Source organism: Bradyrhizobium sp. NC92, from assembly GCF_025200865.1.
In the GTDB taxonomy this organism is placed as follows: Bacteria; Pseudomonadota; Alphaproteobacteria; order Rhizobiales; family Xanthobacteraceae; genus Bradyrhizobium.
This window is the reverse complement of sequence record NZ_CP104171.1, coordinates 7,159,678-7,181,225: the sequence shown is the minus strand read 5'-3', so window position 1 is coordinate 7,181,225 and position 21,548 is coordinate 7,159,678. Positions and strand designations below refer to the sequence as shown.

The window sequence follows — 21,548 nt, the reverse complement described above, 5'->3', positions numbered from 1 at the left end:
GCCATGCCCGTTTCCATGGACTTTTAGTTTAGAAGACTCACTCGTGACGCCAAAAGAGTTTTGGGTGGCTCACCAGTCATATAGATCAGCTATTTTGCTTTGAGTTGAAACTGATTCATTCGATGATCCTGGCAGGTCTTAAGATACGTAACTCGCACCTCACTAGAATTCACTCCCCGTCACGAAAGGGCGATCAATTGTTAGCTCGCTACCGTACACTATAGTGCAGACCTGCGTAGCGGTTCGTTTCCAGCAAGCACCGTGCCATCTGCAACATCGCGCCTTGACCGGCTGCTTGCCACAAGATGGTGCTGAATATGTAGGATCCACAGCGCATCGCCTCCTCCTTCAAGTAAGTTAATAGACTTGATGAAACTGAACGTCATTTTCTATCTACTAAATGTAATAGTTCGAACAGAACGGCTCGCATCGCCCATTCTAGTATGCTGACGCACTGCAACGCGATCTTCGCCTTCACCAGATCAACGTCCATGTCGTCCTCTGCGTCATTCTCCGCTTCTTCGATTGAGACGGAGAGGATGGCGATTGTGAGCATCCGCCGTGAGCCAAAGGAGCGTCAGTCGGCAGTTCGCTAGCACGCCGCCGGGTCAAGGTGATCTGAGGCCGGCAAACTGGACCATTTTTGGCTAGAGTTGCGCTGCGTGAATCCCCTCGGCTGGGAGGAGCGGACACCGATGAAGGCCTCGAAGTTTCGGACGCCCAGAGGGCGTTCATTCTGAAGCAGGGTAGCGACGCGGGCGCCGTGGCGGAGATCTGCCGCAAGCCGGGATCAGCCAGGCGACCTGTTTCAAGAAGAAAAAGTACGACGGACTGCTGCCGACCGAGATGCGCCGGTTGAAGCAGCTCGAGGACAATAACGCCAAGCTGAAGAAGCCGGTGGCGGACCTATCGCTCGACAAGGAGATGCTGCAGGACGTGATCCGCCGAAAGCTGTGAAGCCTGGTCGGAAGCGCAAGCTCGTCGACGAGCTTTGTGGTGAGTGGCAGGTGTCGATCCGCAAAGCCTGCGCGACCCTCGACTTCGATCGGTCGACCTACCACTACAAGTCTCGTCGCTCCGGCCAGGCGGCCTTGGAAAAACGGGTCAAGGAGATCTGCCATGTTCGCGTGCGCTACGGCTATCGCCGTGTCCACGTGCTCCTCCGCCGCGAAGGATGGCGTCACGGCCAGAACAAGGCCCGCCGCATCTATCGCGAATTGGGCCTGCAATTGCGTAACAAATCGCCAAAGCGCCGGGTCAAGGCCAAGCTGCGCGATGACCGCCGGCTGGCGACGCGGGTCAACGAGATCTGGGCGATGGACTTTGTCCATGACCAGCTGGCAAATGGTGGCAAGCTCCGGGTGCTCACGCTCATCGATATCTTCTCTCGCTTCTCGCCGGCGCTGGAGCCGCGGCTCACCTTCCGCGGCACCGATGTCGTGGATGTTCTGGAAAGGCTTTGCAATGAAGTGGGAGTCCCTGCCACGATCCGCGTCGATCAAGGCAGCGAGTTTGTATCGCGCGACCTCGATTTATGGGCCTACCAGCGCGGTGTCACGCTGGACTTCTCACGGCCAGGCAAGCCGACCAATAATGCTTTTATCGAAGCGTTCAATGGCCGCTTCCGAGCCGAATGCCTCAATGCCCATTGGTTCCTGTCGCTTGCGGACGCCCGGGAAAAGGTGGAGATTTGGCGCGCAGAGCGGCCGCATGGAGCCATCGGCAATCGGCCGCCGATTTTGCTGCAAAAACACGTCGGCGCCATCAGCCCGTCAACGTGATCAGAGGCGCAAAACTCTAGTTCTGGGTGGTCCAAAGTTCGGTCTCGCTACATAAATACATCATGCTCTAACGCCGCTGGATGAAACTTCAGTCGCAGGTCAGTGGCTGTCACCAACAAGTTGGCTCGGATCATCTGGGCAATGATGACGACAGGTGAGTTCTATCGGCCTAAGGTGTGAGAGCAGATCACAGCGTGATGGAAACCAGCGGAGCTGGGGATCGAGAAAGCCCGAAGAGTTTTAAGCGCAACAATCTACCCATTGATGAGGCCTCGATCCGCGATCCCCATCACGGCCAGCGGCCATGCTATCGACGCAATGTCAGGCCGTATACATGAACGCACCCGACCGATATCCGAAATGCTGCAAAAAATGCTCTTGCATCCGCGGGGCCGTCTGTACATGAAACTCTCGACGAAGCCATTCTGCATGGGCTTTCCCGGTGCGATGAAGTGCCAATAGATGGCTGCGTCCTTGCACCAAGCCAGCATCGCATTGCAGGTGAATTCGGTGCTATGGTCGGACACGATCATTTCTGGCTTGCGGCGTCGCTGGACGATTGCCGTCAGTTCGCGAGCGACGCGCCGTCCCGCAATCGATGTCTCCGGAATGACGTCCAGCCATTCGTTGGTCGCTCATCAACGATGTTCTGGATGAGCGTCGGCCGCGAGCGGCGGGTGACCTGCCCCTGAATTTTCATCCAGCGGCAGTTAGAGTCTCGGGGTTTTGTACGCCAAGTGGCGCGGGTGGAGCAACGGACGATCGGCGGAGCTGGTCGGGGTTGCGCAGCCGATCGTCCGTTGCGGTGAGGTGGGCGGCGTAGGCTGCCGGGGTGAGGTAGTTCAGCGACGAGTGAGGACGCTGGAGATTGTAGTCGGCGACCCAATTGGCGATCTTGGCGCGGGCGTCATCGAGATCAAAGAACAGGGTCTCGTTGAGCAACTCGTCGCGCATCCGGCCATTGAAACTCTCGGCGAAGCCGTTCTGCATCGGCTTTCCCGGTGCGATGAAGTGCCAATCGATGGCTGCGTCCTTGCACCAAGAGAGCATGGCGTTGCAGGTGAACTCGGTGCCATGGTCGGACACGATCATTCCTGGCTTGCCGCGTCGCTCGACGATTGCCGTCAGTTCGCGGGCCACGCGCCGACCCGAGATCGACGTCTCCGGAATCGCGCCCAGGCATTCCTTGGTGACGTCGTCGACGATGTTGAGGATGCGAAAGCGTCGGCCATTGGCGAACTGGTCGTGGACGAAGTCCAGCGACCAGCGCGCGTTCGGCCTCGCCTCGACCAGGATCGGGGCACGGGTCCCCACGGCCTTGCGGCGAGCCCGCCGCTTGCGGACGGTGAGCCCTTCCTCGCGATAAAGCCGGTAGATCCGGTTGATCCCCGATGGCTCGCCCTCCCGCCGCAGCAGGACGAACAGCCGGCGGTAGCCAAAACGTCGCCGCTCGCTGGCGAGATCGCGCAATCGGCCACGCAGAACTGCGTCCGGCGGGCGGCTGGAGCGATAGCGGATCATCTTCCGATCCGCCCCGATGATCGAGCAGGCCCGCCGTTCCGACAGGCTCATGACGGCCTGCAGATGCGCGACCGCAGCGCGCTTGGCGGCGGGCCCTACCATTTTTTTGAAAGCAGCTCGCGAAGGGCGGCCGCGTCGAGCATCTGCTCGGCCAGAAGCTTCTTCAGCTTCGCGTTCTCCTCCTCCAGGGCCCTCAGCCGCTTCGCCTCGGAAACGTCCATGCCGCCGAATCTGGCCTTCCAATTGTAGATCGTCGCCTCGGAAACACCGTGCTTGCGAGCCAGGTCGGCTGTCTTCGCCCCGGCCTCATGCTCCTTCAACAGCGCGATAATCTGCTCTTCCGTGAACCTTGCTCGCTTCATCTGTCCGTCCTTCTTCGGGCCGGACTCTAACTCTTTCTGGAGGAAATACGCAGTGGCAGGTCACGGGCTCGCCGCTTGCGAACGGTGAGCCCTTCTTCCGGACAAAGCCGGTTGATCCGACCGCAAGACGAACAGCCGGCGATAGCGGAAACGTTGTCGCTCGTTGGTGAGATCGCGGAACCGGCCACGCAAGAGCCGGCGTCTGGCGGGCGGTAGGAGCGAAACCGAATCATCTTTCGATCCGCGGCGACAATCGAGCAGGCTCGCCGTTCACACAGGACTCATAGGACCTGCAGATACGCGACCGCGGCGGTCCCTACCATTCATTTTGAAAGAAGCTCCCGAAGCGCAGCTGCATCAAGCATCTGCATAGCCAGAAGTCTCTTCAGCTCGAGTTCTCCTCCTCCAGCGCCTTCAGCCGTCTCGTCTCCGAAACGTCCTGTCCCGCCCCTTTTTCCAGCTGGACTCAAAAAACAGCGCCTCGTGGCAGGTTAACGAGGTCAAGGTGGCTGGGAGCTGTAGCAATGCTAGAAGTTGGGGTCGAATTCATAGTCACCTAACTTTGCGCTCTTTTGGCGCGTATGATGGCATTTTCAAGAAGTGTGTCCAACAAGCTAGCGTATGCGACACCTGATTCCTCCATCATCCTCGCAAACATACTGGAAGGTCTAAGTAACGGGGAACTGCCTATCTCGTTGACCAAGAGCTCTCCATCGGGACGCATAAAGACATCAACCCGAGCCAGTGCCTCGCAGCCAGTTGCCCTGAACGCTGCGCGCGACAAGGCTCGCACTCGATCAACATCCGCCTCGTGGAGCTCTGACTTAATCTTAATTCTTACTCCGTCCCCGTCCTGCTTCGCTTGAGATGTAAAAAAGGAGCTCGCATCAACCGGAATGATTTCGCTTGGCCACGAACAAAGTAGGTCGTTCGGCGGGCCGAGTTTTTGTAGAATGCCACACTCGAGTTCCCGGGCTTGCACATGCTCCTCGACTAAGATCTTTCCGTCATAGCTAAACGCGAGCTGCACAGCAGCCTGAAACTCAGATTCGCAAGTTACCTTGCTGACGCCTATAGAAGAATGAAGGGTTGCCGGCTTCACGAAAAGGGTCTGGCTACAGAGCGCCTCTTGGGCCCCTCGAAACGTCACGCTCTCCCCAGCTATCAAAGCCAAAAACCGGGGTGTCGGAAGACCGGCTCCGAGCAATGTCTGCTTGGCAATCTGTTTGTCGAAGCATATCCACGGCGCGGGCCCGCGAGATCCCACGAAAGCAACCTGCGCCGCTTCCAACACGGCGGAGCAGAAATAGGGGGAGATTGGGAACACTACGTCAACGTGAACTGTGGTGACATCTCCGCCGACTCCGTAAACAAGAGCATCGCCGCCGCTTCCCGGCACAAACATTAGCTGGGCGCCCGAGGATTCTACATGTGAGGGAAAGTCTTTTGAATTCTTCTGCAGCCACCACTTGCCATCCCGTGCGACGCCAACCAATATTGGGCGATAGCGTTTCTTGTCTAAGCCTTCGTAGACAGTTTTTGCCGACGTCATTGAAATTTCGTGCTCAACGGGACCGCCACCAAACACCAGTGCAACATTCAGTAAGGTCATGATTAGCGTCCTACGAGAGAGAGACAATGCTTGAGCGTCACATAGCATCACATGACCATCGACAGCGACGTTCTGCAACTACCAAAAATCACGCTTGCATAAGGCTGCGATCTTATTTACGGGGGCGCCCTGTAATTCGAACGCAGTCACTCTCGAGAGCGTCGACTGATTGAAGTTATTGCGGGGTCATAGACGACAAGGTGACGGGCTTTCTCGCCCGTCCGATTTTGCGCGACTGGCCGTATCTGTGGATCGACGCCACTCAGGTGACTACTGCGTCCTTGGGGACGCGATCTGTTGTCGCGCAAGGTGATCTTTTTGATAAAGACCGGAATCCCGAGAGATAAGTTCTGCGTCAAGTTCAGCAAAATTGATCATGGGGTCCGGCCGAGCCATCCCCTCGGAGCCGCCGTTGCTCGCTTGCCCAAAAGCGCAGCCCTGGCGAGCGACGGCGGCGGAGAGAGGTGGCGTGCATCCCCCTGGTGGGCCTGAGCATCGTCAGGCCGCCTGGCGCAACGCCTCCTTCTTGTGCTCCTTGAGCAGATCCATATTGAGATGTCCGATGGTCTCGATCCAGGCCTCGTGATGCTCGACGGTCAGCGCTCGTACCAGCCTTAAATCAGCTCTTGGCATTGGGGAAGAATTTCCCCACATAGGTCCGCCGCCGGATCTTATCATTGAGACGCTCCAGCATGTTGGTAACCGGTATGAGATTTCGCGGTGCCAACGTTCCGCTGCGGTGTTCTACATCGTGGCGTATCGTGCGACCATCGGGACAGAGGCACCGGGACCACGATGTGCGGGCATGCCGATGCATTCGATGAGCCGAGAGCTCGAGTTAGTAGCTGGCCGCCTCTGCGACACGCCCGGTTGCGCCGAGAGCGCGAATCCGTAGCTGTCGTGTCGCCCGCAGCTCCCATCATCATGTGTCGGGCAGAGGTGCGAATGCGACGGGTCATTGGCTACGGCAGGCTTCGACATGCAGGCCGCATTGATATGACACGGACTGCGCTGGAGGGATTTGGCAGGATGCCGATTCCGAGGCGATCGCGCGCACCGTTCCGATTTGGCCGCGCTCGGCATTCCGAAGTGATGGCGCGCGCAGCATTCCGAGAATTGTCCGCGCAGGATTGCGGAGCGATCGCGCGCACTTTGGAGGCAGGAGAACCTGATCGTTGGAGCATTTTCCGGTCGGATAGCGATCGGAGAAATGGATGCCGACGAGGAGGGTTACGATGCGCCACGTGCGCGAGATTTTGCATCTGAGCCTGGAAGCGGGGCTATCGACGCGGGTGATTCGCGAGCGTTCCGGGGTCGGGCGACGACGGTCCGGAACTGCTGAAGCGGTTTGCCCGCTCCCGGGCTGAGCTGGCCAGTCCCTGTGGAGATAAGCGATGCCGACCTGGAAGCGTGCCTGTACGGCTTACCTGGTGTGAAGCCCGGCCGGCGCAAGCAGGCGGAACCGGACTGGTCGGCGGTGGCACGTGAGCTGAAGCGCAAGCATGTGACGCTGCAGGTTCTGTGGAAGAATATATCGCCGCTGACCCGGGTGGGGTGGCTATCGCTACAGTCGTTGATGACCTGTTCCGGCGCTGGGAAGGTCGCCTGCCTCTGACGATGCGGCAGAACCACGTGGGCGGCGAGAAGATGTTTGTCGATTACGCCGGCGACAGGGTGCCGCTTGTAGTCGACCGCCGGACCGGTGAGGTGCGCGATGCCCATCTGGTTGTGGCGGTGCTCGGCGGGTCGAGCTTGTCATTTGCCTGCGCGACGTGGACCGAGCAGTTCGCTGACTGGATCGAGGCGCACAATAGCGCCTCGCATTCTTCGGCGGCGTGGCCCGACAACGCGAAGGTCCCGGTGATCAAGGCGTGTCACTTCGATCCGGTGGTCAACCGCAGCTATACCGACATGGCCGCCACTACGGCACGGCGGTGCTCCCGGCGCGGCCGAGAAAGCCGCGGGATAAGGCGAAAGTCGAGCCTGCGTCGGCATTGTCGAACGCTGGGTTCTGGGCCGCTTTTAACCGGATCTTCTACAGCCTGACCGACGTGAACGCTGCGGTCGCCGAGTGCATCGCCGATCTCAACGACACACGGGTCCTGCGCCAGTACAGCAAAACGCGGCGTCAGCTGTTCGAGGAGATCAATGCGCCGAACCTCAAGCCGCTGCCGAGCGAACCGTGGATCCATGCTGAGTGAAAGCGTTGCCGGGTTGGGCTCGATTATCACATTGTGATCGAGCACCACCATTACTCGGTGCCGTGGCGCTTCGCCCGTCGCGAGGTCGAGGCCCGCATTACCCCACGCACCTTCGAAATCTTCCTTGATGGGAACGCATCGCCGCCCACATGCGTGGAAGTGGCAACGGGCGGCATACGACGATCCCCGAACATATGCCGTCCAGCCACCGGGCGCTACCGTGAATGGACGTCGTTGAAAATCCGGGAAGAAGCTGCGCGGATCGGGCCAATGCTGTCGCTGCTGGTTGAGAAGATCATCGAGGATCGGCCGCTTCCCGAGCAGGGTTACCGTTCATGCCTCGGCATCATCGGACTGGAGAAGCGCTTCGGCGCCGAACGCCTGGAAGCGGCCGCGCGGCGCGCGCTGGAGATCCAGGCGCGCAACTATCCCTCAGTCAAATCGATCCTTGAGAAGGGGCTCGACAAGATCCCGGTGCGCAAAGCCCCGGAGCAAACGCCGATCTTCCACACCAACATCCGGGGCCCCCGATATTACCACTGAAAGGACTGCAATGCTCAAACACCCGACTCTCGAACTGCTGGGCCAACTCGGTCTGGCAGGCATGGCCGATGCGTTCATCGAACTTGAAGCAGCGGCGGCCGCGCTGCGCGCGGTCTCGATCGCCGACTGTTCGACAGGCTGCTCAAGGGCGACTGGATCGCCGCCCATGAGGGCTTGGCAATTATCGGGCCGGCCGGCGTCGGGAAGAGTTGGTTGGCCTGCGCCATCGGCCACAAGGCTTTCCGTGACAATCGCTCGGTCCTCTACGCCCGGCTGCCGCGCCTGATCGATGACCTGTCCCTGGCCAAGGGTGACAGCCGCATCGCGGCGCGCATGAAAAGCCTCGCCAGGGTCGATCTCCTATCCTTGATGGTGTGGACGGCCTCACCTCAACGGCATTATAGTGCCAAGGCGTGGCCGCCAGAGCGCCACTAAGAAGGGAGACCGTCCGCAATGAAGTTTATCAGAATTGGCGTTGATCTCGCCAAGAACTATTTTCAGATTCACGCGCTATCCAGCGAGGATGCTCCAGCCGTAAAGCGCAAACTGATGCGCCGGACCATGCGCGAGTTTCTTTCTAAGATCGAACCATGCCGCGTTGGTATGGAGGCTTGTGGCTCAGCGCACTATTGGGCGCGCGAATTGAAGGCTGTGGGACATGATGTATCTCTGATACCGCCGGCCTACACAAAACCATATGTCAAGCGCGGAAAGAATGATGCAGTCACCCGGAAGCCATCTGTGAAGCGGTTTCGCGTCCTGCCATGCGCTTTGTGCCGATCAAGAGCGCTGATCAGCAGGCGACCCTGATGCTGCACAAGAAACGCGCGAGTTGCTCGTCAAACAGCGAACGATGAGCGTAAACGCTCTACGCAGCCATCTAGCCGAATTCGGCCTTGTCGTCGCCAAGGGCACCGGCCGCGTCGACGAGCTCTTAAGTCTCGCAGAAGGCGACGCGGGTCTGCCGGACGCTGCTGTCATGGCAGCAAGGGTTCTCGGTCAACAAATTGATGCGCTCGGAGGCGCGCTCAATGATTTAGAGAGGCAGATCGCCAAGGTCCACGCGCTCAGCGAGACGAGCCGTTCGCTCGGAGAAATTCCCGGCATTGGCAAGCTTGTTGCCTCGGTAATTGCAGCCAGTGTACCCGACCCGAGCGTATTCAACTCCGGGCGGGATTTTGCTGCCTGGCTGGGGCTGACGCCCAGGCAAATTTTCAACGGGGGTAAACCGACTCTCGGAGCCATCACCGAAGCGGGTAATCGATACATAAGGAAGCTACTTGTTCTCGGCGCAACATCGCTTCTAAACGTTGTCGGGAAACGCCGCGGCGGCTTGCGCGACTGGGATGTCGGGCTCTTGCAAAAAAGCCGGCGCGGCTTGTAACCGTCGCCTCGCTAACAAGCTCGCTCGGATCATCTGGGCAAGATGAAAACGGGAGAATGCTTCCGCACTGAGATGTTTGCCAAGCCTTGAATCTTGGTGTCGGATAGCCGCATCCGAAAGGCGCAATAAGCTTGGTAAGTGCAAGAAAGGCATGATGAAAGACAACGGTCGCCACCGAAAGCCAGGAAAACCCGACCAGTCGTGTGAGCTTTAAAGCTCGCATCCTTGATGTGACCCCTTGGTTGTCGGACTTCATCAGGGCCAGCGGAGATATGATCCGCGCTAAAGGCCGGACATACGATCGCAGCCGTCCTAGTCGTTCGGAGTGCCAAATTGTGCTTGCCATCTGAGGCCGTCCACATACGACGATTGTGAGCTTGAACCGCTCGACGGTAATGCCCGTCACCACCTGCTCGAAATCCTCGAAGACCGGTACGGGCGTCGCTCAACGCTGGTGACCAGCCAGCTCCCGGTGGCCCGCTGGTTCGATCTGATCGGGGACCCCACCCTACGCCATGCAATCCTCGACCGCCTGGTTCACAATGCTCACCGGCTCGAACTCAGCGGCGAATCCATGCGCAGGTCCACCATCCCCGCTGCCGCTTGACGGGACCCAAACACGGTGACATCTTGCCACGACGATCAGGTGCTCCACCTGCGCGCGATCAGATCGGAAAGCTGCGCGGCATCAGATCGGAATACATGCGCGCCATCGTCGGAATCCGCACTCGATGCCTTCACCGCGGATGAATGCGCCAACTACCTCGAAAATTCAGGCTATCGAACCTAACACTACTTTGGCAGAGTGTGTTTTCGCCGCTGTTTTTCAAGGATTTGCGTTCGCAATATGGGCAGTGCTGCGACGGCGGTCGAAGGATGAGATCAACGATGGCGTGGCGTACGGCTGGCAAGGTTGGCTGAGGCGGAGGCCCGTTCATTCTTTTTTTCCGCCCCGCGTATGCGAGGCAACGATGTTGCAGGAAGGCGTAGGCAATCATTGTCATGAGGGCGTGGCGATGAAGTCCTTGCCATGATCGCCCTTCGAAGTGATCAAGTCCAAGCTCGTGCTTCAACTGTTGATGCGCTTGCTCACAAATCCACCGTGCCTTGATGGTGGCGGCCAGCGTGCGCAGATCCGTCGTCGCCGGAAGATTGCCGAAATAGTATTTTTTCTCCCAAGAGGCACGTTGCTCGCCAATGAGCGAGGCTTCGTCGCCCGGCCGTCTCGTCTGATCAATCTGGCCAAGCAGAACGGCGAATGCGCCGTTCAGCGTCCCTTGCTACATGACGCTCGAAACCATCGCGCCATAGAGCGATGATCCAACCGTCAGCCTCAGGCTATCGCTAGCTGACCAGCCCGGCTCACACCGGCGAACGCTGTGACCGCCGCCAACCAACCCACGCTGAGGGACATGATTAGACAACATTCACGCTAAGGCCCCTTGCCGAAAGCGGAGCGGCAGATGTTTGGCCAATACCGATATGCCAAAGCGAGAATTCCGCGGGATCAGGGTCCCGCCTCTGCACCCTGCAATACGGCATTCCTCGCACGATCCAACCTTTCGTAAGTCTGGCCGCTGTGCGTGAAAGGCACGCTACGCTCATAGGCAGCATTTCGTATGATGCAACCCAATCATCGTATGTCTAAATCCTGATAGTGCCATGACTCATGCGACCAAAGTGCTGCGCCAGACAATCGGCCCGTCTCGCGACAGGCGTGCCGCACTTGGAAAAGCTAGGCCTTCGCTTGAAGATTAAACCCTTCGAGGCCATCTACCGCCGCGCTGGGTTGCAACACCTATCCCAGTGACACACCACTCTGCTGTCAGGCTGACTGAGCCTGTATGGCAGCGCTGAAGTGGACCCCGGGAGCAGGACCACTGACGCCGCCTTCTTAGTTGGAAGTCTCGCCGCTCCGATTTTCTGATATCAGGCCGCGAGAGCCTCTGTCTGCGTCTGTTGTTGGGGTTGTGGGCATGTGGGCAACGCCTCTTCGGCGTTGTCCAGCAGGTCCACAGCCTTTGCTGTAGCGCCGGCGCGCCAGACCGCCATCGGGGTGCGATAGCCGTGTGCCTGGTGCGGGCGCTCCTAGTTATAAAAGGCGATCCAAGCAGCTCGAGGAGGAGAACGCCAAGCTAAAAAAGCTGGTGGCGGACCTATCGCTCGACAAGGAGATGCTGCAGGACGTGATCCCTCGTTGATCCGCGTCGCTGGCCGGCGGTCATCGCGCCGCTTGGCCTTGACCCGGCGCTTTGGCGATTTGTTACGCAATTGCAGGCCCAGTTCGCGATAGACGCGGCGGGTCTTGTTCTGGCCGTGACGCCACCGCTTCCGGGCCGAATGTCTCAATGCCCATTGGTTCCTGTCGCTTGCGGACGCCGGGGAAAAGGTGGAGACTTGGCAACGAAGAGCGGCCGCATGGCGCCATCGGCGATCGGCCGCCGATTTTGAATTTGCTGACGAAGGGCGAGGACTACCTGTGGGCACGCCCGGCGCTGGTCGCCAACAAGACCCGCGCGATGCAACAAGCCGGGCATCCGCAACAGAAAGGTAGCCGACGTGGACCAGCCTATGCCTACAAACATCAAGGCGCTGCGCAACCGCGAGATGTTGATCGCCGCGCAAGCGGAGCGAAGCTACGAACGTTTGGTGTCGCAATGGAAACCGCGGCGGCAAAAACCCGGCGCGCGAGCGCCTCAGCTCGGCAGGACAAAATAGGCAGTGCGGTGACGTTTGCAGCCGACGCGTCACGCTTCGCCACGAGGTCGCCCGCGCCCGAGAACCATAAGCGCCGCTGACGGCAAGTGCCAGCCAGGAATGCAGTGCCGCTACACGCCAGCATGCCGCCGTGCTCGGGCCGGTCAAGGCCAAGCCTCGCGGTGGCCGCAAACGCGGCCAGCCTTGACCGACCCTGCACGCGTCGGCTGCGAGATTGGTGGCCGGGACGGAAGAATGGCCCGCGGCCGAACAAAAGAATGGACGCACGCGATCTCCAATCGTCATCGCGGCGGCGGTCACAAAAAACCACTTGTCCATCTCATCCGTCGAGTGCAGCTTCTTCCGATGTTGCGGCGGGAACGCCATATAAGCGAGCACATCGGTCTCGGCCTCGTCGAGGAAGCCGGCGAGCTTGGGCAGCTTGGGGCGGAGCTGGTCGGCAACCTTGCGCCACTGCGTCTTGGCAGCCTCGCCATCGTCCTGGGCGAAGGCGGTGGCGATGAAGGCGGAGACGACGCGCCGCCCGCTGTTGCCGGCATGGGCCAACGCGTTGCGCATGAAGTGCCGCGGGGGTCGTTGAAGAAGTGGCCCATAGATTCGCGCGATGCAGCGACCGGCCCTATCATGGCCCTCGCGTCAAAGCCCGCGCTACGGCGCGATCTGAAGCCGGAAACGCACAATGAGGGACAATCCAAGATAGAATAAGTGCAAGGAGAGCGGTTGCCAGCCGCTTGAGGTTGATGGCGGCGGCCGTCAGGTAGGCCTGGATCATATTCGGTAGACCGCGCTGTACCGCGCGCGCCAGCCCATGCCAAGTTTTGGCTTCGTCGTGGAAGCCCTCTGAGCGCCAGCGATGGCGTTGATTGAGATGTCGATCCTGCTTACTCCATCGCTCGCGACGGCGGCGGGCGCGCAGCAGTGCCGGATAATGGTCACCGACAACGACCGCTTTGTTAACCCGCCCTTTGGATAGGCAATCCCCCTTGAGCGGACACCGGGTGCAATCTTCGCCTTCGAGTAAAAGAAACGGCCGTGCTTGATGGGACGCGCGGGGCGCAAGATGCGTCCTGGCGGGCACTTCAAGATGTCGTTCTTGGCATCGTACCGGAAGCGTCTGAGCGGTACGCTTGGTTCGGCCTTAGCTGGGATGAGGGCATCAATGCCGCGCCGCTCGAGCGCGCCGTAGACTTTACCGTAGGCATAGCCCGCATCGGCGGTGACGACCTTGATGTCGATGCCCGTAATCGCTTCGACCTCATCGACTTGCGGCTCGATCATCTCTCCTTCGTTCGTTTGTCCAGTCGTGACCGCGACATCCAGAATGACACCAACCGTGTCATCGACGGCCGAGTGCTGCTTGTAAGCGGGTTCCAGCCGCCGGTTTCGGGCATTCGTAGCCATTGTCGCATCGGGATCAGTCGTGCAGACCTTTTTGTACTTCCCGCTTTGCCGGCCCTTTCTCTCATCCTCGCTTTCATCTTCGCTTTGATTTTCGCTCAGCACGTCCACCACATGCTGCTCGGTGAGGCTATCCCAACTCACGTTGGCGCGGATTAGCGACGCATCGATGTGAACCACTTCGGCTGTTGCGATCTTGGCCTTCAGACAGGCCTGGATGCGTTTAAAGATCCTACGGAATCGCTCTTCGCCCCAGCGCTGGCGGATGCGCGTCAGGCTGGAATGGTGCGGTAGCTGCTCATGCAGGCCATAACCAGCAAACCAGCGAATGGCGATGTTAACCTGCGCCTCTCGGATCAGCTTGCGATCGTGTACGATGCCGGTGCGCAGACCCGCGAGCATCAGGCGGACCGCGGCCTCCGGATCGATGCCTGGCCGACCGTCGTTCGCGCAATAGCAGTCGGAGACCTCTTCCCTTAGCCAAGATAGGTCGAGCACACGATCGACCCGTGCCAGCATGTGCTCATCTGGGACGAGCTGTCTGAGCGAGCCAGTGATGAAGAGCTCCAACTGATCCCGCTCCTTGCGCCCCAAAATCTCGTTTGCTCCGCCGATCGCGAATCGCCGACGAGAACGGAATCAGCCAATTGCAGCTTTTTCAACGACCCCACGCGGCACCGCTGCCAACTGGCATTGAGCACCTTGGCGACGCTGACCTTGATGCCTCATGAGCATCGGAGACGACGAGCTTGACGCCGCGCAGGCCGCGGCGGGCGAACTTGCGCAGGAACGCGGTCCAGAACGTCTCGACCTCGGACGGCCCAATGTCCATGCCGAGAACCTCGCGCCTGCCATCGCTGTTAACGACGACCGCGACAATCACCGCGACAGATACGATGCGGCCGTTCTGGCGCACCTTCACGTAGGTGGCGTCGATCCACAAATCCGGCCAGTCACCCTCGATCGGGCGGGCGAGGAAGGCCTTCACCTTGTCGTCGATCTTGCCGCAGAGCCGGCTGACTTGGCTCTTTGAGATGCCGGTCATACCCATCGCTTGCACAGGTCGTGCACCGAACGGGTCGAGACGCCCTGCACATAGGCTCCTGCACCACGGCGGTCAGCGCCTTCTCGGCCATCCGTCGCGGCTCCAGGAAGCCCGGGAAGTAGGAGCATTTACGCAGCTTGGGAATGCGCAGCTCGACCGTGCCGGCGCGGGTCTCCCAGGTCCGGTCGCGGTAGCCGTTGCGCTGGGCCAGGCGCTCGGGGTTCTTCTCGCCGTAGGCGGCCCCCGGTCTGGCCTTCCACTTCCAGCTCCATCAGGCGCTGGGCAGCAAAGCCGATCATTGCCAGAGCCGCGGTCCGAGCTGAGGTCGGGAGTCGGACGGCCCATAGTACCTGTGAAGTCGTCGAAGGAAACGAGACGCATGGAGGGAAGGGGCCAGCCTGAGGGGAGCCCGCACGAGAAGGCCAGGGTCCGGACACAGAGCCGGGTTGCCTTGCCGCCGACCTCGCTCGGGTGAAGGCGGCGGCCCCAAGCAGACTGCCCAAACCCGGTTCACAGCCTTGCTGCTGCATCACATCGACGAGAACGCTCTGCTTCGGGCGTTTCGACGACAGAAGCGGCAGGCCAGCGCGGGGGTCGATGGGGTAACGGTGGCGAAGTACGAAGAACGGCTTACGGATAACATCCACGAGCTCTGTGTGAGTGGCGGAGTAATTCTCCCCACTTATGGCATTTGAAAATTCCCCAGTTTTCGTGACGGCCGACCTTCCAGGGCATGCCCTGGACGGTCGGCCGGCGCGTCGAATCGCCGACGTTCCTCCTGCAGGCGAAAGGGAGGGCGCGGTGCTCAAACTTGGGGAACTTGTCATGATCCTGGATTTGCATCGTCAAGGTCTGTCGGTCAGCGCTATCGCCCGGCAACTTGGTGTCGACCGAAAGACGGTCAGGGCCTACATCGCCAAAGGATTGGAGCCGCCGGTCTACAAAAAGCGAGCGGTGCGGCCTGGAATTGTCGACCACTTCGAAGCTTATTTGCGTGAGCGGCTGGCTGCCTATCCTGCGCTCACCGCCGTGCGGCTGTGGCGTGAGCTCAAGGAACGCGGCTTCGTCGGCGGTTACAGCATCGTCCGCGATCGCGTGCGCGAGCTGCGGCCTGCCCAGCCGGCAGCCTTCCAAGTGCGTTTTGAAACTCCAGCAGGTGAGCAGGCGCAAGTCGACTTCGCCAGGTTCGAGGTCGAATTTGTCGATGAGCCAGGGGCCAAGCGCATCGTCTGGCTGTTCTCGATGGTGCTCGGCTACTCACGACTGATCTGGGCGCGGTTCGTTGTCCATCAGGACCTGCAAACAGTGCTTCGCTGCCATATCGCCGCTCTGGAAGCGATCGGCGGCGCTCCGCGCGAGATCCTCTACGACCGCATGAAGACCGCTGTCCTTGGCGAGGACGCCGAGGGGCTCGTGGTCTACAACCGCGCGCTGGTCGATCTCGCTCGCCATTATGGCTTCCAGCCGCGCGCTTGCCGGCCTTATCGGCCCAAGACAAAAGGCAAGGTCGAGCGGCCATTCCGCTACATCCGCGAGGACTTCTTCCTCGGCGGGGTCTTCCGCAATCTGGACGACCTCAACGGCCAGCTCCGCCATTGGCTGGATACTGTCGCCAATCCGCGGGTGCATGCCACGACCCATCGGGTCGTCAATGAGGCCTTCGCCGAGGAAAAGGCGGCACTCCAAGCCTTGCCAAGCGCGCCCTACCGGGCGGTGTTGCATCTGGAGCGACGGGCCTCGCACGAAGGCATGGTGAGCGTGGGCGGCAATCTGTATAGCGTGCCTGATACGACGCGGCGGCGGGTCTTCGACGTCCACGTCCTCGCCGACGAAATCCGCATCTTCGAGGGCAGCGTGCTGGTGGCAAGTCATGCCCCGCTCGAAGGTCGGGGCCAGAAGCGGCTCGATCCGGCACATCGCAAGCTCGCCAGCTTCGGCCGACGCCCCAGTGCAGAACCCATCACCCTCACGCGCGCCGGTGACCACGCCGTTCGTCGCTCGCTTGACTTCTACGCGGCCGTCGGCCGCCGCCTGGCAGCCCAGGAGATCGTATGATGAGTGCTTCCTCGGTCATCGAGCGCGTCAAGACCAACCTGGTCAGTCTGAAGATGCCGCGCGCCCTGGAAATCCTCGACGTCACCCTGCGCGGCCTCGAACGCGGCGAAATTAGCGCCCTCGACGCCATCGATGCCTTGCTCACCGAAGAACTCACGATGCGCGAGAACCGTCGCATTAAAATGGCGGTTCAAATGGCCAAGTTGTCGGCCATAAAGACGCTCGCCGGCTTCGACTTCGCCTTCCAACCGTCGCTCGACAAAAACCGCGTCCTGGCGCTCGCCGGATTGCAGTTCATTAATCGGGCCGAGGCCGTCCATCTCATCGGGCCACCAGGGACCGGCAAGACCCATTTGAGCCTCGCTCTCGGCGTGGAGGCCGTTAAGGCAGGGCGCAGCGTCTACTTCAGCTCCCTCGCCGATATCGTCGCTTCGCTCGCCAAGGCCGAACGTGACGGCGCTCTGCGCGAGCGGATCCGCTACTACTGCCGGTTCGCGCTGCTCATCGTCGATGAAATCGGCTACCTCCCGGTCACTCCCGGTGGCGGCAATCTGTTCTTCCAGCTCGTCAACGCCCGATATGAAAAAGGCGCTATGATCTTAACCTCGAACCGGGGCTTCGCCGAGTGGGGAGAGATCTTCGGCGATTCCGTCGTCGCTACCGCGCTGCTCGATCGCCTCCTTCACCACGCCGTCGTCATCCAAATCGAGGGCTCGAGCTATCGCCTACGCGAACATGCTGATCTCGTTCCCGAGACAATCCGACACAAAACGCAGGCAACCGCGAACCCCATTCCCCCGACCCTGAAACGCCGGGGCCGGCCACCAAAAGACGGAGGTGCTGATCACGTCGACGGCTGATCGCCATCCCGCCAACTGGGGAATTTTGCGGCGCCACTTCTGAGGAGATTCCGTGCGCCGTTGACACTGTGCGCCCGGGTCCACACTGCGCGCTACCGGCCACAGCCGGTGCGGCGGGTCTACATTCCCAATTCCGATGGGTAAACGACCTCTCGGTGTGCCGGCGCTAAAGCGTGATGACATTAGGTTCGATAGCCTGAATTTTTGAGGTAGTTGGCGCATTCCTCTGAGGTAAAGGCATCGAGTGCGTGGCCGATTGCTGCGCAGACAGCGTCGACGGTTCGCGCGGCAGCTTTGCGGACCAAGTGCTTAAGCTTGGCAAAGACTTGTTCGATCGGGTTCAGGTCTGGCGAGTATTTTGGCAGGAAGAAGAGTTTGGCGCCGACCGAACGGATGAGCTGGCGAACCACTTTGCTCCTGTGGCTACCGAGATTATCCAAGACGACGATGTCACCGGGCTGAAGGGTGGGCAGGAGAACCTTCTCGACATAGGTGCGGAAGCTCACGCCATCGATCGGCCCCTCGATGAACCATGGCGCATCGATCCGGTCATGGCGCAGGGCCGCCAGGAAGGTCATGGTCTTCCAGCGGCCGTGGGGGACTTTTGCGTGAAGTCTGCTCCCGCGCGGCGCCCATCCCCGCAAGGGGGCCATGTCGGTCCTGGTCCAGGTCTCGTCGATGAAGACCAGCCGTTCAGCTTCGATGCGATCTTGATACTTTGCCCACTGGGCTCGCCGCCGCGCGACCTCGGGACGATCGCGTTCGCCAGCCGCCACGCTTTTTTTTGAAGCTGAGCTTCTCGGCATGCACGAAGTCCCATACCGAGTGATAATCGACTTTCAGGCCGCGCCCGGCGAGCTCAGCAACGAGACCGCGTATGGTGAAATCGCCGTCCTTGATCCGCTGCGACAGCCAGACCGCGTGCTCACCCGAGATTGCCTTCGGCTTGTAGCCGCCGATCTGGCTAGGCTCGACACTGCCAGTCTCATCAACCCGCTTCATCCAGCCGATGGCCGTGCTGATTGCCACCCCAAATTGCTTGGCGGCCTGATTGCGGGACATCCCGCCCTCGATCGCGGCCACAACACGCTTGCGAAGATCAAGAGAGTACGGCTTGCCCATCCATGCTGGCCTCCGTCCAGCCAGCATGGTGAATCAGAAACCGGCTGATTTGGGAATCCCAAATCGATTCAGCCTAAACCCATCCCGCTTTAGAGGACAAGATCGTCCAAAGCGCGGTGGCCGAGGTGTTGAGCGCCGTCTACGAGGTCGACTTCCTCGGGTTCTCCTACGGCTTCCGGCCGGGGCGGAATCCTCATATGGCACTTGATGCCCTGCATACGGCCATCATGAGCCAGCACGTGAACTGGGTGCTCGATGCCGACATACGCAGCTTCTTCGACTCGGTCGACCACGAGTGGCTGTTGTGGATGGTGGCGACCAGAATCGCCGATCCTCGTATCCTACGGCTCATTGGGCTGTGGCTACGAGCTGGCATTCTTGAGAGCGGCGAGAAGCAAGAGACGGACAGGGGCACGCCGCAAGGGGCAGGCATCAGCCCGCTCCTTGCCAATATCTTCCTGCACTACATCCTCGATCTCTGGGTCCACCAATGGCGTTGTCGCCATGCACGCGGTCGCATTGTAACCGTCCGTTATGCAGACGACTTCGTCATGGGCTTCGAGAGCAAGGCAGATGCGCAGGAAATGCTCTTGGCTCTCAAGGTGCGGCTGGCCAGCTTCGGCCTGACGCTCCATGAGGACAAGACGCGGCTGATCGAGTTTGGCCGGTTCGCGGCCCTCTCGCGTCAGCGGCGCGGCGAGCGGCGGCCAGAGACCTTCGCCTTCCTGGGCTTCACCCACTACTGCGGGCGGACCCGAGACGGCCGGTTCATCGTGAAGCACAAGACGGAAGGGAAACGCCTGACGCGCAAGCTGACGGCGTTGCGCCAGGACGCTTGGCGGCTCATGCACGCGCCACTGGCACGCAGCACGAGTGGTTCGCCGCCGTTCTGCGCGGTCACTATGGTTACTACGGCAGGCCGCACAATTATCCAGCGCTCAACGGCTTCTACCGCGAAGTGCGTCGAACCTGGTTACGTTGTCCGAGACGGCGCAGCCAGAAAAAAGTAGGCGCATGGGCTGGCCGGAGTTCGAGACTCTGACGGCACGCTTCCGCCTGCCAACTCCACGCATCACTCGCACATGGGCGCAGGCGCGGATATGACGCGGGTTACTCTCGGGAAGAGCCGGGTGCGGGAAATCCGCCTGCCCGGATCTGTGAGGGCGAAGCCAAATGGCCGAGCTACTCGACCACGACCCCATCAGCATGCTTCCGGGGTGAAAAAAGAGTGGAGATCGTTGTGTGGGCCGAAGTCGAGGCGGGCTCACCACCAAAATCCACGCGCGAGTCGACGCGAAAGGCCGCCCGGTCGATCAATTGAGTCCAAACACGTAGTTCGTGTTCTCCGAGATCCGGCCAAAGCGCGGAAAGCATGTTTTGCCCTACTGAGCGGACGAAGGAGTACTACTATATTGAGTAGGCCAGCTGGCGCGTGCTTATCAGCTAATTACGCGGACACGAGAGACCCGCATTGGGCAGTAGACGTCCCCTCAAGAGCCGCCCGGTACAAGACCTCGGAAGCTAATAGGCTCATTCGGTCGAACCAGCACTTGGAAGACAGCCATGCATGAAGCAATGAACCGGTTGGAGAAAATTGAAGCTTTGGAGACGCTCGAATCCAACGTTCGCTCGTACTCACGTTCGTTTCCTGCCATATTCAGCCGCGCGCGCGGCTCTATTATGCTAACTGAAGACGGCCGAAAGGTCATTGATTTCTTCTCTGGCGCTGGAGCGCTGAATTACGGCCACAACAACCATGCGATTAGGGAGGCCATCATTGAGTATCTAGCATCGGATTCCGTTATCCATGGCCTTGATATTGCGACTCCTGCAAGACTTGAGTTTATGCGTACTTTCACATCTGTCGTACTTCGGGACCGGGGGCTGAAATATCGCTTTCAATTCACGGGCCCAACGGGTTCAAATGCCATCGAGGCAGCTTTAAAGCTCGCGCGCAAAGTTACCGGGCGTCAAAACGTCATTTCATTTACAAACGGTTATCATGGAATGAGCTTAGGAGCGATCGCCGCAAGCGGTAATCGGTTTTATCGCGCAGGTACTGGCATTTCCCTGAGCGGCGCAACCTTGATGCCTTTTGATGGCTATTTTGGTCCGACTGTCGACACCACTAGCTACTTGCGAAAACTATTGACAGACGAGAGTAGCGGCCTTGATCGTCCGGCGGCCATTCTCGTTGAAACTGTGCAAGGTGAAGGGGGAATAAATGTAGCTGGTGAGGAATGGCTGAGATCCATTCAGGCCATTGCAATGGAAGTTGGCGCGCTGTTGGTGGTGGACGATATCCAGATGGGATGCGGTCGGACGGGTGACTTCTTTAGCTTTGAGTTTGCGAAATTGTCTCCCGACATTGTTGCGATGTCCAAGTCACTAAGTGGGTACGGCCTGCCACTTTCAATGTTGCTGATCAAAGAGGAGTTTGACGCGTGGCAGCCAGGTGAGCACACGGGCACGTTCCGAGGGAACAACCTCGCACTTGTTTCTGCTACCGCAGCTATAAATACTTATTGGCAAGACTCCGCATTCTCGCAGCAGCTTCGGCGTATCTCGGAGTTTATGCGAAGTCGGCTCGAGCTTATTGCGTCGAAGCACGGAAATGGATTTGTTGTCAGAGGACGTGGCATGGCTCTTGGCTTTGATTGTCAAGTACCCGAACTAGCTGCGTCTGCGACGCGCAAGGCGTTCGAGAAGGGCGTGATGCTCGAACGGTGTGGGCCTGTCGATCAAGTCGTAAAGTTTCTGCCTGCGCTCACGATCGACCATGAGACAATGGACGAAGGCCTTGCGCTGTTCGAGCGAGCTTTGGCCGAAACGCTGCACGAGATGAGGACCACATCGAAATAAAGTTGGTCTTGCCCTAAGAGGGTATCCCTGGTTAGCATGAGAAGTTTCATGCCGTCGTCTCGCACTGTACGATAATGGTGTTCG

Annotated in this window: 7 protein-coding genes and 16 pseudogenes; 12 read left to right on the top strand and 11 right to left on the bottom strand. The window is 59.8% G+C overall.

The features are described from left to right. Positions 1 to 695: 695 nt before the first annotated feature. Positions 696 to 1,781, top strand: a pseudogene (locus tag N2602_RS33520) (IS3 family transposase). 404 nt (positions 1,782 to 2,185) lie between these two features. Here the strand turns inward: N2602_RS33520 and N2602_RS33515 are convergent. From N2602_RS33515 to N2602_RS33490, 5 genes and pseudogenes are all read right to left on the bottom strand, one after another. Continuing rightward, positions 2,186 to 2,413, bottom strand: a pseudogene (locus tag N2602_RS33515) (integrase core domain-containing protein); the annotation flags it as partial. A 64-nt stretch (positions 2,414 to 2,477) separates the two neighbouring features. Further along, positions 2,478 to 3,545 (bottom strand): IS3 family transposase, encoded by a 1,068-nt coding sequence (locus N2602_RS33510; protein WP_260380731.1) that lies wholly within the window; start codon positions 3,543 to 3,545, stop codon positions 2,478 to 2,480. After that, positions 3,512 to 3,664 (bottom strand): annotated as a pseudogene (locus N2602_RS33505) (transposase); the annotation flags it as partial. The pseudogene N2602_RS33505 and the gene N2602_RS33510, both read right to left, overlap by 34 nt. 556 nt (positions 3,665 to 4,220) lie before the next feature. Further along, positions 4,221 to 5,276, bottom strand: coding sequence for a hypothetical protein (locus N2602_RS33495; protein WP_260380784.1), 1,056 nt, complete (start codon positions 5,274 to 5,276; stop codon positions 4,221 to 4,223). A 498-nt stretch (positions 5,277 to 5,774) separates the two neighbouring features. Continuing rightward, positions 5,775 to 5,976: pseudogene (locus tag N2602_RS33490) on the bottom strand (transposase); the annotation flags it as partial. A gap of 535 nt (positions 5,977 to 6,511) precedes the next feature. Between N2602_RS33490 and istA (N2602_RS33485) the strand changes: the two are divergent. The 4 pseudogenes from istA (N2602_RS33485) to N2602_RS33470 form a co-directional block, all read left to right on the top strand. After that, positions 6,512 to 8,020, top strand: a pseudogene (gene istA / locus N2602_RS33485) (IS21 family transposase). Positions 8,021 to 8,030: 10 nt separating this feature from the next. Then, positions 8,031 to 8,410, top strand: a pseudogene (locus N2602_RS33480) (ATP-binding protein); the annotation flags it as partial. Positions 8,411 to 8,473: 63 nt separating this feature from the next. Continuing rightward, a pseudogene (locus tag N2602_RS33475) lies at positions 8,474 to 9,450 on the top strand (IS110 family transposase). Between the two features lie 318 nt (positions 9,451 to 9,768). Beyond that, a pseudogene (locus tag N2602_RS33470) lies at positions 9,769 to 10,011 on the top strand (ATP-binding protein); the annotation flags it as partial. 275 nt (positions 10,012 to 10,286) lie between these two features. On the opposite strand, the pseudogene N2602_RS33465 reads toward N2602_RS33470, so the two are convergent. Then, positions 10,287 to 10,636 (bottom strand): annotated as a pseudogene (locus N2602_RS33465) (transposase); the annotation flags it as partial. 867 nt (positions 10,637 to 11,503) lie between these two features. Between N2602_RS33465 and N2602_RS39100 the strand changes: the two are divergent. Next, positions 11,504 to 11,602, top strand: a pseudogene (locus N2602_RS39100) (MerR family transcriptional regulator); the annotation flags it as partial. Here the strand turns inward: N2602_RS39100 and N2602_RS39095 are convergent. Then, a pseudogene (locus N2602_RS39095) lies at positions 11,598 to 11,720 on the bottom strand (IS3 family transposase); the annotation flags it as partial. The pseudogenes N2602_RS39100 and N2602_RS39095 overlap by 5 nt on opposite strands. 10 nt (positions 11,721 to 11,730) lie before the next feature. Here N2602_RS39095 and N2602_RS33460 point away from each other — a divergent pair. After that, a pseudogene (locus N2602_RS33460) lies at positions 11,731 to 11,851 on the top strand (integrase core domain-containing protein); the annotation flags it as partial. 580 nt (positions 11,852 to 12,431) lie between these two features. Here N2602_RS33460 and N2602_RS33455 read toward each other — a convergent pair. The 3 pseudogenes from N2602_RS33455 to N2602_RS33445 form a co-directional block, all read right to left on the bottom strand. Next, positions 12,432 to 12,701 (bottom strand): annotated as a pseudogene (locus N2602_RS33455) (transposase); the annotation flags it as partial. A gap of 109 nt (positions 12,702 to 12,810) precedes the next feature. Beyond that, positions 12,811 to 14,117: pseudogene (locus N2602_RS33450) on the bottom strand (transposase); the annotation flags it as partial. A 71-nt stretch (positions 14,118 to 14,188) separates the two neighbouring features. Then, positions 14,189 to 14,864: pseudogene (locus N2602_RS33445) on the bottom strand (IS256 family transposase); the annotation flags it as partial. A 502-nt stretch (positions 14,865 to 15,366) separates the two neighbouring features. On the opposite strand from N2602_RS33445, the gene istA (N2602_RS33440) reads away from it, so the two are divergent. Both istA (N2602_RS33440) and istB read left to right on the top strand, forming a co-directional pair. Continuing rightward, positions 15,367 to 16,620 carry an IS21 family transposase gene (gene istA / locus N2602_RS33440; protein WP_260380783.1) on the top strand — a complete coding sequence of 418 codons (1,254 nt, stop codon included), beginning with the start codon at positions 15,367 to 15,369 and terminating at the stop codon, positions 16,618 to 16,620. After that, positions 16,617 to 17,480: an IS21-like element helper ATPase IstB gene (gene istB / locus N2602_RS33435; RefSeq protein ID WP_407120139.1), complete on the top strand. Its 864-nt coding sequence runs from the start codon at positions 16,617 to 16,619 to the stop codon at positions 17,478 to 17,480. The genes istA (N2602_RS33440) and istB overlap by 4 nt, the downstream gene beginning before the upstream one ends. Positions 17,481 to 17,662: 182 nt before the next feature. Here the strand turns inward: istB and N2602_RS33430 are convergent. Then, positions 17,663 to 18,602, bottom strand: a protein-coding gene (locus tag N2602_RS33430; RefSeq protein WP_409241866.1) for an IS630 family transposase whose coding sequence is annotated in 2 segments (ribosomal slippage) — positions 17,663 to 18,265 and positions 18,267 to 18,602 — 939 coding nt in all. Because the reading frame shifts where the segments join, the coding sequence is not laid out codon by codon here. Between the two features lie 128 nt (positions 18,603 to 18,730). On the opposite strand from N2602_RS33430, the gene N2602_RS33425 reads away from it, so the two are divergent. The 3 genes and pseudogenes from N2602_RS33425 to ectB all read left to right on the top strand — a co-directional run bounded on the left by N2602_RS33425 (position 18,731) and on the right by ectB (position 21,464). Continuing rightward, positions 18,731 to 19,612, top strand: coding sequence for a reverse transcriptase domain-containing protein (locus N2602_RS33425; RefSeq protein WP_260380781.1), 882 nt, complete (start codon positions 18,731 to 18,733; stop codon positions 19,610 to 19,612). Positions 19,613 to 19,783: 171 nt separating this feature from the next. Then, positions 19,784 to 19,913: pseudogene (locus tag N2602_RS33420) on the top strand (IS5/IS1182 family transposase); the annotation flags it as partial. A 252-nt stretch (positions 19,914 to 20,165) separates the two neighbouring features. Then, positions 20,166 to 21,464, top strand: a complete 1,299-nt coding sequence (gene ectB, locus N2602_RS33415) for a diaminobutyrate--2-oxoglutarate transaminase (protein ID WP_260380780.1) — start codon at positions 20,166 to 20,168, stop codon at positions 21,462 to 21,464. Positions 21,465 to 21,548 lie beyond the last annotated feature (84 nt).